We start from the raw sequence: 12,006 nt of genomic DNA, 5'->3' as shown, positions 1-12,006 counted from the left end.
GAGGCCAGCCGGCTCGCGGACGTCGTGCCCGCCAGCGGCGACTCCGCCGGCTCGATCTTCGAGCCGCGCACCAGCCGCTGCGGACCGTCCAGCAGACGCGAGACCGCAATGCCGTTGTCCGCTGCCGCCCGCTCCTCCGGGCCGCCCGACGTGGGCAGGGCATACGTGATCTTGCCCGCCTGCTGGCCCAGACCCACCAGCGACATGCCCGCGGAATCGCGCTTGACGATGCCGTCGGCATCCACACCCGGCGAAGGCCGGTGGAAAGTAAGCTGCTTGGCGGCCACACCCAGCAACGGCGAGTCCACCGAGACCGCGTCTTCCAGGAACGGATCACACACGATCGGGCTGGCGATGGCGTCGATCCGCGCCTTGCCCTTGTTGGTCTGCAGGTACTGACGCAGCATGTGGTTGGGGGCGTCGTAGAGGCTGATCAGCTCCTGGTCCCAGTCGCAGATGCAGCGGTGCGTACCCGAGAACTTGACCTCGTTCATGTTCCAGATGGTGAATGTCGCCTTGGTACACGTACATTCGGAAGGAGGCCGCACGCACACTAAGGCCTGACAATCCGTGTCATCCTCCAACCGTCCGTCGTTCGGCGAATTGTCCGGCAGGCACGGCTGATTGTCCTGGCCGCCGATTGCGCTATAGTCCGGCACGCCGCTCACTCGTGCCGTATTGAGCACGCACTCATCGTCTCCGATTCCCTCGCCCCGTATGCACGCCATCCGGCTGGCGTCATCAACCGTCGACACATAGCATGCGAAAGCCTTCCAGGCCTCGGGCGTTTCGAACTGGAATTCGCATGCAGCTGAAAACGGCGGCGGACCGACGGCAACCGTTCCGAATTCAGCGCAGTACTTCATTCCGTTCGGGACTGTGAATTGGCAGGAGGGGATACTCATGGCAACGCCGTCTGCGATCGCCTGAATGGCGGCATTGACGAGATTATCGTCGCAGATCGACACGTCATCGAAAGGAACATCGCTCGAGCCCGACGGCACTTGAGCGGTCACCACGTATCGAATAGTGAGCGGGAAGAGGTTGGCGGTATTGGAACGCAAATCCAGGGATTCGCTGGGAGCCGCGCTTATCCCTATCGCTTCCGCCGTCTTCTGAATGCAGTCGATGTTCGCCACCTTCACGTCGACTTCGGCCGAGTCGTTGTCCTCGCAATCCGACGGAGATGTGATCGGCGTTTCCGCCTCAATGTAACCTTCGACATTGACGATATTCGTGCAATCCACATCAACACCAGCGGTCGAAAACTGCCCAGGAACAGTCACATCAAAGGTACAGACAAGCTGATCCCCTAAACCCAGCGGCTCACTGAGCAACGTGCAGACCCGCCTACTATCGAGAGGCGGGGCTGGGTACGGTTCGGTAACGCCGCTGGCACGCAAGATGGTGCACTGTGGGGACGTCGGAGACCAGCCGCTGCGACAGGAAAGCGTGTCGCGTATACATAACCGGTCGACCGGCACGCCGGAATCCGTGACTGCGAACCGGAATGTCAATCTCTCGCCCGGAACGGCCACCTTGCTATCGAAGTACTGGGTGTCCGGATCATCCGCGCACTTGACTTTCTTGACAACATGCAAATCGCAGGGGGCACAAATCTCAGCGCATTCCAAACAGGATTCAGTATCATTGCAGTACATGTCTACGCCAATTGCGGCCGTAACCACCATGCCCGACCGGTTGCGATAACAGGCTTGTCCTGTTTGTTCTTTCGGGCACTCCCCTTCATGGCCCACGCAAACAGGCGGCTCATTGTCCGGAATCGTGTTGTTGTCGTCGGCCCTCAGGAAGGCGGCTAGTGATTCGGGACTCGCGAAAGTCAATTCGCACTCGGCAGCGAGCTTCTCGCCTGCCGGCACGTCCCCCGTTTTTCCAGGTGGGGACGGACAAACATCGCAAGTTCCTGTGATCACACCCGGAATGTCTTTGTCCAAGCACAGTTGATCGTCGCGAATTGTCACCGCTTCGGTCGGTTCGCCGTTGTTCGTGGCCTCATACTTAAACGTCACCTTGATTGGATATACAACAGGATCGATCGGCAGGCTTAACGCTTCGAGTTTCGTGCCAGCGACATCCGTCGCCGACACCTTTTTCTCGAAAGAAATGTTCCGAATTAGCACGTTTATTGTCGCATCTTCGGAATCCTCACAATCTGACGGACTCGTTGGTGGTGGATTCGCCATCCCACCCGGAAGATAGCCATCAACATCAACGGTGTTCGTACAATCCGTGGGAGAATTCGCCGGGAACCCAGACGCGGGTGCCGTGACGTCAAACGTGCACAAGATAGTATCGCCGGGGCCGAGCGGTGGATCGATCGGCGTACAAACGCGCGTGCCTTCAATCGGAAACCCAGGGAAAGAATCTATGCCGCCGGAGAATCGCTCAATGTGGCACTTAACGGTTGTCGGCGACCAAGTGCTCCGGCAGCTCAAGACGTCGGCAATGCACACTTGGGCGATATCGGCGGCCCCCCTGTTGGTCGCGTCGATACTGAACCTCATCGTCTGTCCTGGGAGAGACGTGACGCCCCCCCCATACGGGGATGTGTTTCCCGTGTCCCGGTCGACACAGGCGACCTGTTTGTTTACGTCGAGCCAGCACGTGGCACAGGCTGTTGTACAGTCGTCGGACGAATAGGGTTGATAGCACTCAGCAGTTACAGGTTCGCGAGGTGGCTGCGGCCAGACGAACGAAGAAACGATCGAGAGATTCGACCTGTTCCGATAGCAGAAACTCCGCGAATCCTCGGTACATTCTTCGGGAACGTTCAACCCTTCTCGGGCATCATCTATGCGAAGGAACTCGGAAAGCTGCGCCGGGTTATCGAATCTCACTGTACACCGAGCATTGGCGGTCTGCCCGGGTTGAAGATCGACCGAATACGGGTTCGGACAGACATCGCAACTTGCCCGGCGCTCAGATGGCACATCGCCACATAGATCGGGATCAGAGATTACCCCGGTTTCTTCGAGCTCGCCGCTGTTGGTCGTAGTGTACGTGTAAGTAATGTAGATCGGATAGGGCGTGCCCGCCATTCCCGCCGGCGGCCCCGTCGGAATACTCAGCGGATTGACGATCGTCCCCGTCTGGCTCTCCCTCCGTACTTCGATCGTCTTGTCGTACACGAGATCCCGTATCTGCACGTCGATTTCCACCGGATCGGCGTCTTGGCAGTCCTCCTCCCCCGGCGGTGGGTTCGGAATATCGTCCGACAGATACCCATCGAACGCCACCTCATTGCGACAATCCACGGCCGTGCCCCGCTCGATCTCCGACGTCGGCGCTGTTACATCGAACTCGCAGAGGATCTTGTCCCCTTTTTGCAGGGGCGGATTCACCGGTGCGCAGATTCTGGATCCATCAATGGGGAATCCCGAGAACGGCTCTTCCGATCCGCCGGATCGAACGATCTTGCATGTCAGAGGCGTCGGCGACCACGTCTGCCTGCACGATAGCGTGTCCGAAATGCAGACCAGCTCTATGGGCGACGCCATGCTCTCGGCCGAGATCTCGAATCGCAGCCGCTCGCCCGGCAGTGTCACTTCTTTGGCATTCTGCACTGGTCCGAACGCCGTCGCTTGGCCCGTGTCCGGATCCGTGCACTTCACGGTCTTGGTCACTTCCAGCAGGCACCCCGGACAAACCGTTTCGCAGGCCACAAACGTGTCGTCACTGTTGCAGCCCGGATCCAGGTCCGCCCCGATCACCGTCACCTCCGCCCGGTTCGTGTGGCAGCGGTCGCGAACATCCGGCGACACATCGCACTCCTCCGGATCGCCCGGCTGCGCCGTCCTCGCGTCATCCCTGGCCAGGAACGCCTCTGCCGCCGCCCTATTGCTGAAAGAGATCTGGCAAGTCGTTGACACGGAATTGCCTGCCGCGGGGAACGGCGGGACTTCGCCGAGCACGTGGCAATTCGGCACCCCATCCGCTCCCGGGGTGTCACAGACCGGGCACTGGCCCGATACCGGGTCGACCCCGGCCACCGCCGCCAGATCCGCGCAAAGATCGTAATCGCAGATCTCGACCTGCTCCGTCAGTTCACCCTGGTTCGTGGCCGTGTACGTATAGGTCACAACCTGCGGGAATCCTCCCTCCAGAGCCACCACGGTTGGATCGGCTTCTTTGATGAACCGTATGTCCCGGCAGAGAACGTTAACCTCGGCCGTGTCGGAGTCCGTTGCGACGACCTCCGCTTCACCAACGTAGGTCGCCGTTACGCTTACGGTGTTCACGCAGTCCGGGTCAATTCGGTTTGCGCAGAATTCATCGTCATCGGTGACATCCACGCGTGCCTTGAAGCGGATCACCAGCGTATCCCCTTCGGTGATGAGGCACGAATTGTCGACTTGACGCTGAACAACGGCTCCCTGAAGTGTACCCAGGATCTCGGATTCACCAGATGCGCCTTTGCGGACTGCGTCTATGAAGCCGGGCTCCAGAAGCGTCGGATCGAAGAAAAAGTCCGCCCGCAGATCTCGGTCGTCAGCATTGAACTGATTGATTGCTTCGTTGACAATCGAATCCCTTGGCCGTGTTAGCCAAGCCTGCAATGGAAAAGCTTGTGGATGCCAGATCGGCTCACAATCAACCGATGCCGCCGTTGCCGACATCTCGCTCAACACATCCTGGACGGTCACATCGAGATCTTCGTTTCCCCGGTTCCGAATCGTGATCTGGAATTCCACAATCGACCCCGGCTGCATACCGCCGTCGCCGGGCAGAATATCCACGCTCTTCGCGAACGATCCCGCGTCGTCTTCAGGATTCGCGGGCACCGGTGCTCCCGGCTCCCAGCAGCGAACCTCCTTGGTCACGTCCAGGTCGGGGATGGTCTGCCGGCTGGCGACCGCTGCGATTTCTTCGGGGGGCAGGTCGATAACGTTGCCACCCTTCACGTAGACGATATTCTGCGCAATCGCAAGTCGATTCCGCCTGGCCCTCTCCCGTTCACTCTCTTGCGTTAGGTCAAAGGGCCAGGGCTCGGGACCGAAAACGCCGCTTGTTTCCACCGCCAGTATCACCATCTCCACGTTATTGCGATTCGTCGCCCCCGCTGGCGGACAAAGGGCAAGCTCCCTGTCAATGCAGTCTTGAGTTCTATTTGTAGGGTTAGGATTCTGCGATTCATTGGGCAGCAGTCCATCTGCCGTTGGAAACGTCAGAATACGCCGCCTTAATTCCTCCCGGAACGCGCCATCTCCTCCCGGCGACTGGATTTGCAGACGGAGCGGAAGCGGATTCGAGGCCTCAGTGCTGTCGATCGACGTTAGCACTCGAAACTCAGCGAGAGCCCTGGCCATGTTTGCCGCGACCGTATTCCTGGGTTCGTAGTCACCATAGTCCGCACAAGCAATCACGCTGTATTCGTAGCTTTCCGCAAGGGGGTCATCCGGACTTCCCGAGCATGCCGATCCGTTTCCGTCCGCGTCAAATGGGATTGGGATGACTGAATCGAACCCACTGTCGTCCGAGATATCCAATCCAATATACAAAAAGCTGTCATCCACTCCGTCATCCGGATGGCTGTCAGGTGCAAACCACACAATTGTGCAACCCACATTGAATCCGCAAGGATTATTGGCCTCGACTGGCGGCTCCTGGTCGCCCGTGTCTCCCGGTTCAACCGTATCCCCAAATGCCCGAAGCGCATCAATATACCCCCAGGGACCATTAGTGCGGAGCTCACTGCAATTCACAAATGGTTGTGGGCGGTAACCGACTGGCACGCCGGAAAAATTGCAGCTCGTCGTGCAAACAGATGCGTCGAGGACTCCGTCGGGAATCGCTTCTCTGAATGGCATCAACAACAACCGGTTCTCGGCGTCGGGGAAAGACGACCCTGGCCGAGGGATAGACATCCACGGACACTGGCTTGGTTGCGTTATGGGGCATTCCAGATTTGGGCTGGGAAAAAGGCACGCAGCCGATTGCAGAAGCGCAGGCTCGCTCCCACTATCCGTCCCCAGAGCAATATCAACGGCCTCATCAATCGCCGGCGGATTGCCAGCCGCCACCGAATCAACCCCGAGAACCGCGGTTCCCAATAGGGCCACGCATGCGAGACCCCGCCAATGCGCTTCAACCAAACGAGACCCCGCACAGAGCGTACCCATCAGGCTTCCCTCCAAGATATTCACCGCGCGAGCGGACAGACCGCATGTGCATGTAGAAAGGACCCCGCTATCAAAACCGCTCCCCGAGCATCAACTCGGACCGATAAGCAATACGACCGATAAATCGTAACGACCGATAAATCGTAACGACCGATAAATCGTAAAGCAGTTTACGATATCCTTGCGGCATTCGTCAATTTATGTTCACTATTTTGCATTATCGGACGCGCCTAGGATTCGCCCAGCTTTCGCAATGTAGATGGCCTGATTTCGTGTAGAAGCAATCGCCAACCGAAGAACCCGCGGAGCTTACACTTCGTGCCAGCGACTGGCGGCGCTTCGGTCGCGCAAATGAAAGCAGGGCTGTCCAGCGATCTCTTTCGTCGCCGAACAACCCCAAAATGCAGCCAAAAACCAATTTTAGCGTATATGCTTAATATGCGTGCGCCGCGGATTGGAGTAGCGGTCCTGCCAAGGAAACAAAAATCCTCTGCTCGCTTGTTCCATCAGGGTCTGCCCCCGCCTCGCCAATCGACACACCTCGGTAACCCATGCCGTAAGCGCCCAATTGATCAACCCAGCGGAGGCTTCCGAGACCTTCCCACGCGTAGCGGTCTAGAGTCGTTGCCGTGGCTGCATACACGTACCTGGAGTCAAAGGCGATGCTTCCAAAAGGCTGCCCGTCATCGAAGTGGAAGCGAAAGCTCAATCGGCTATCTACGACATTTTGACTCTCGACTATGTCGTAAGCACTGAGCACGGAATCCGCGGGCTCCCCGTTCAGAACGTCGTTCGCCTCGATTGCGACCAAGACTGAACCATTCGTCGTTAGCGACCACACACTCATCATTGTTTGTTGATGATCCAATTTGTGCAGGAACTTGCCACTTCCTCGCCTGGCGTCCACAAGATAAATCCCATCCGGAGACCCTACGACTCCAAGATTTCCTGAAAGCACCATTGTTGTCGGCCAAGGAACACGATCAACAACTGGAGCGTCGCCCGATGACCCAACCCAAGAAAAGTCATCGGGGTCGACAGCGCGAATCTGCCAGCCACCTGTCATGAAGTGCCCAACAAAGAATACCGAATGCGCCGCACTGGTCACGTCAAGCACGACAAAGTTGTCTTCAGCGAAAGTCGAAGAACAGTCATCAACAAAGGGTGAATAGGCATCTGACACGTCAACGGCCACGAGTCCGGCGGTCGAGCAGGGCACAAAAAGCCTCCTTCGAGCGACGTCTACGTCCATCTTCATGCCGGGAACGGCACAAGCCCTGACACGCCCAACCTCGACGAGGTTTCTTGGGTCGCTAACGTCTACGCCGACCACATACCCGTCCGACTGCAGCAGCCACGCCGTCTCCCCGTCCATTACCATCGACCGTACGTTACCCACCTCTGGCGCCAGCGTATCCAGAGGTACCATCGGCGAGATTGGGTCCACGCGTACGGTCTTTTGCATTGATACGAATTGATAGTCGAAGTCAAAAACGGTAAGACGAACGTTGATATCTCCGGGCTCCTGCACGCGCCGTTGCACAATCTGCCCCGACCCTATCGTCTGACCCGTCCCGGTGAAATCCCAGCGGTACCCGAGAACGCCCGCCGGCGGCTGCGCCGCAGTAAAGGTAACGGTATCTCCAGCCATCGCCGACGTGGGATTAACGGTAAACTCCGCGGTTAGCCCGCCGGGTTCGACCGTGACGAAGACGGCATCAAGCGGACGGCCGATTGCCTGCCCGCCGAGCCAGAGTGCGACACCCCACTCGCCTTCCTGCGGGAACACGTGGGTCAGTGAATTTGTCGACGTCTGGAATTCAGGGACGGACTTTGCTCCGCCGGGCGTCGGAGTGCGGTCGTACACCTTCCACGTGAATAGCGGGACGAACCGACAGGCATCCGTGGAATTGGCCGTAAATGTGACAGGCTCGCCGACGCGCGGATTCGCGGCGCTTGCTTCGATAGTGAATTCGCACTTCGCTCGCGGCCCGGCATCGGCTTCGCTCGTCTGGCCCAGACACGCCGCTACGAGCGTTATCCCGATCGCCCCGTACCGCGGGATCCAGCCGGTGGTTCGTGTTAGTATGGGTCGTGTCTTAAATTGCGACTTTGGGCAAAATGCGTCGCGTGCGCGCACCGGTAGCGCTCGAGGCCGGTTCGAAGAAATACCGTCCTCATCTGGCGCACCGAAATCGTCCGCGCTTACCCCTTTTCCATCGTGGCGGCTTGTGTGGCTTGTCTTTACGCTCTCAATTGGTGGAGGCCCGCCCGGCGTTCTTGAGCCGGCGCTGCCCCGTTTGCCAGCATGTCCTTGGTTTTCGCAGAATGATCCACTTGGCCGTGCCAGCTCCCGGCCGCCGCCCCACGGAGTCGTGGAACGTGCCATAGGCGGTCCTCCCGATGGAAGACGACCTGCGGGACGTGAGTGGTTCTTGCCCTGCTCTTCGCAGGCGATCCCGGGGGGGGCAAGCCGCGTATCTACTGCCTGGTACCATCGCGGCGCATACCGCGTTGGCTTGGGCTCGGGTCGGGGCGCGTCCGCTTGCAGAAGGTTCGCGCCACACCATAATGCCCATATGCCCCAGACTGCCGATACTATCGTTATACGATTGAACCGTCGATAAAGCACGTCAGCTTCTGACCGCTCCAAGCGGGCCCCCAAAGGCCGGAATTATCGGTCAGATAGTAGAGCCGAAAATCCGCGGTGGTCAATACCGCAGTATTAGGACCGGAGTCCCACCCGCATGTCAGCGTTTCGGCTTTGGAAAATCGCAGCGCGTGTCAACGTGCTTTCGGACGAGCATTCCCCGCGCCGATGGCCGTGCTCCCTGAGCGCTTCCGAACTTGTCGCGTGGGTTGGGCGGCTCCGCGCCCTGGCGGCGTGACAGCGCGCCGTCGACGCCGGCGAGGGCGTGGACAGATCAATGGCTTGTGAGGGGAGTTCAACGGGGATCGTAATCGGGATGCCCGAGTCCGAGAGGACGTCCTCGGCCGCGAACATGTCGCCGTAGGGTTCGTAGCTGTACTGCTGGATGATGCCGCTGTCGTTCTCGGCCGCGGCGATGACGTTGTAGTTGGCGTCCTGGAGGACGAAGCGGGGAGTCGATCCTCCGTCGGCGTAGTAGGCGACGAGCTCGTCGATGTAGTCGAATCCCCAGACGTATTGCCGGTGGAGCGACAGACTGGCATCACTGCCCTTGTAGTGCTCGACGATGCGGTTGCCGTCGTAGTAGAAGTATTCGTCCGGGGCGAAGGGACGACTGACGTGCTTGGCGATCCGCCGGCCGAGAGCTTCGTATTCGCAGGTGGAGACGTTAGGATTGGGCAACCCGTCATGGCGATGGCATAGAATGCGGCGCCAGAAAAGGAGTTACCGAGGTGTCATAAGGACGGCATGAGCCACACCGCCTCGGATTCCGGTTCCTGCAATCCAGCCGGCGTCATTGATGCTATTGGCTGCGGTAATCAGCCACCCAGTATTCGGCGCGATGAGATAGTTCAAATCCATCAACAATTCGTCGCGCCACAGAAAACCGTGGTCTTCAATAGATTCGGCAGACTCATCGAGTTCCGCTATAGCTGAATCCCCGACCACATGGCCATGGATGTTGACATCGGAGGCCCTAGCGTCTGATCCTCCGAGCGAGCCCAAATCCTTGATTCGTCCCTGTTCCCAGAGGAAGGCGTGTACTTGGGTTTCATTAATATATCCCCAGCCCGCAACCTGTCCCATTTCGTTAATTGCCGTGGCGCAAGCGCCCTCTCCGGTAACCAACTCAAACAGCGTGAAGTCTCCCTCTTGGCAAAGAAACGCCGACCCGCCCGGCGTCTTGCCGACAACCTGCCCCTTGTTGTTGATCCCCCATGCACTTGACCCGAACCGAGAGTATGCATCTCTGCCGAATCGATTGGCCGTGCAGAGCTCTATGGACTGCGACCTGTGCCAGAGAATAGCGAGCTCGGGGCCGCCTCGTACTCGATCGGGGGTACGGTCCCGCCAACCGGCAATTTGACCTGCATCGTTGATGTGGGAGGCCATGCCATCGGGGCCGTCGTCCCCGTCGAGCAGGCGGATTACGCCTTGGTCCCACAAACACGGGAGATGGCCGCCGCGCGATCCCTGCGCGGAACCAACGACTTGCCCATTCGCGTTAATGGAGTGAGCCTTGCTTGCGCGGCCAACGGGCGCATCGAGTTTCCGCAGGCTGTCACCCTCCCAAACGAAGGCGCGCGAGACTCCGTCCTTCAAATCAGCCGCCCCGACGACTTGGCCTCGGTTGTTCATTCCAAAGGCCCTGCTCTCTTCGCCGCCCAATGTGCCGAGATCGACAACTTCGTAGGATGGGATCTTTCTACTGCTCATGACAACCTTGATATACTTCAGCCGGAGAACGGTCAAGACTATCGCCACAAGTAAGCGCCGGGAAGAGTGACTACCTTGCCCAGAATAGGTTGCGATCGGCATCGGTATACGCGCCGTGCATCTCGCGCCAGTAATTCCAGCCATAGTAAATAGTGAAAGTGTTGCCACCAAGGCCCGCGTTCATATCCTTGATGATGTCCAAGGCTTCGATTTCCTGGTAGAGGCTCGGGCCACCGCGTCCGATGGACTGACTCAATTGAACCAGTTCGGCGTAGGATGCGCTTGCGTCGCTGGAGTAGATGCCCATGGCGATTCCGGCTCCGGCAAAGGCGAGGAAAGTACCGCCGCTGCCGTAAGTTCGCTTGGCCTGCCTCGGACCGCCAGGAGAGGTCCGCCGTTTCAACTGTTCTCGTGTGGCCCGATTGCTGACGCCGCCGACCTCTGGAAGATCAGAGGCCGCCGTGATCCTCTTCATGGGTATCCTGAGGCCACCTTTTCCCCCCGGCGTTTTTGAGGGAACGCGGTCGGCGCTCGCGCGGCGCAGGGCGTCCTTCATGTGCCCGACATTGTCCGCGTCGTCAACGTCGATCCCCGCGACCACGAGGGAGTCGCGAACTAGCTTGCTGCGCTTGTCATCATCCAGAATCTCGCCCGCGAATGGCCCCCTTTGGACTTTTTCTTTGCCCCAAAAACCTGCTTGGTCTCGCTTCTGATAAAGCCTCTTGTCGCTCCAGAACTTATTGACTCTTTTATGTGTCTCGGTGTCCAGCCACACCACCGGACCGTTTGGATCGCCACCGAGAGCGACGGGAACAAGGTGATGCCAATCAAGACCCATCGCGTCAGCTCGAGTCAATGGGTTGGAGCCGAAGGGGAGGTAGAGAGCGAAGCCGTCTTCATATTGCCCAATTGCGTTCACAAAAATGGCAATGAATGTGTGGTCGGCACCATAAATCGCTGCGCGCTGCAGGATCAGGCCCGTTGCGTCGGGGTCCCTTTGCAGGAGTCGTACTGTCATTGGATCATAGGTGCGGTTGCGCATGTGAATCTTGCCGGTTTCCCAGTCGTGCATGTGGCCGTGGAAGCCGAAGGGCGTGGACAGATCAATGGCTTGCGAGGGGAGTTCAACGGGGATCGTAATCGGGATGCCCGAGTCCGAGAGGACGTCCTCGGCCGCGAACAAGTCGCCGTGGGGTTCGTAGCTGTATTGCTGGAATATGCCGGCGTTGTTCGCCGCCGCGGCGATGACGTTGTAGTTGGCGTCTTGGAGGACGAAGCGGGGAGTCGATCCTCCGTCGGCGCAGTAGCCGATCAACTCGTCGATGTAGTCGAATCCCCAGACGTATTGCCTGTGGAGCGACAGACTGGCATCACTGCCCTTGTAGTGCTCGACGACGCGGTTGCCGTCGTAGTAGAAGTATTCGTCCGGGGCGAAGGGACGGCTGACGTGCTTGGCGATTCGCCGGCCGAGGGCATCGTATTCGTAGGTGGACTGCACGC

General features: G+C 58.8%; 5 protein-coding genes. All 5 read right to left on the bottom strand.

Annotated elements, in window-relative coordinates:
• Window positions 1-5,534: hypothetical protein (locus J5J06_04105; protein MCO6436253.1), on the bottom strand; the 5,534-nt coding region annotated here is incomplete at its 3' end.
• A 1,039-nt stretch (window positions 5,535-6,573) separates the two neighbouring features.
• Window positions 6,574-7,791 carry a PKD domain-containing protein gene (locus J5J06_04100; protein MCO6436252.1) on the bottom strand — a complete coding sequence of 406 codons (1,218 nt, stop codon included), beginning with the start codon at window positions 7,789-7,791 and terminating at the stop codon, window positions 6,574-6,576.
• A 1,074-nt stretch (window positions 7,792-8,865) separates the two neighbouring features.
• Window positions 8,866-9,471: a hypothetical protein gene (locus J5J06_04095; GenBank protein ID MCO6436251.1), complete on the bottom strand. Its 606-nt coding sequence runs from the start codon at window positions 9,469-9,471 to the stop codon at window positions 8,866-8,868.
• Between the two features lie 42 nt (window positions 9,472-9,513).
• Window positions 9,514-10,542 (bottom strand): hypothetical protein, encoded by a 1,029-nt coding sequence (locus tag J5J06_04090; GenBank protein ID MCO6436250.1) that lies wholly within the window; start codon window positions 10,540-10,542, stop codon window positions 9,514-9,516.
• Window positions 10,543-10,576: 34 nt separating this feature from the next.
• Window positions 10,577-12,004: a hypothetical protein gene (locus J5J06_04085; GenBank protein ID MCO6436249.1), complete on the bottom strand. Its 1,428-nt coding sequence runs from the start codon at window positions 12,002-12,004 to the stop codon at window positions 10,577-10,579.
• Between the last annotated feature and the right edge of the window lie 2 nt (window positions 12,005-12,006).

Source organism: Phycisphaerae bacterium (assembly GCA_024102815.1).
Classification (GTDB): domain Bacteria; phylum Planctomycetota; class Phycisphaerae; order UBA1845; family UBA1845; genus JAGFJJ01.
The sequence above is the reverse complement of the archived record's forward strand: the minus strand, read 5'-3'. Positions and strand labels throughout refer to the sequence as shown.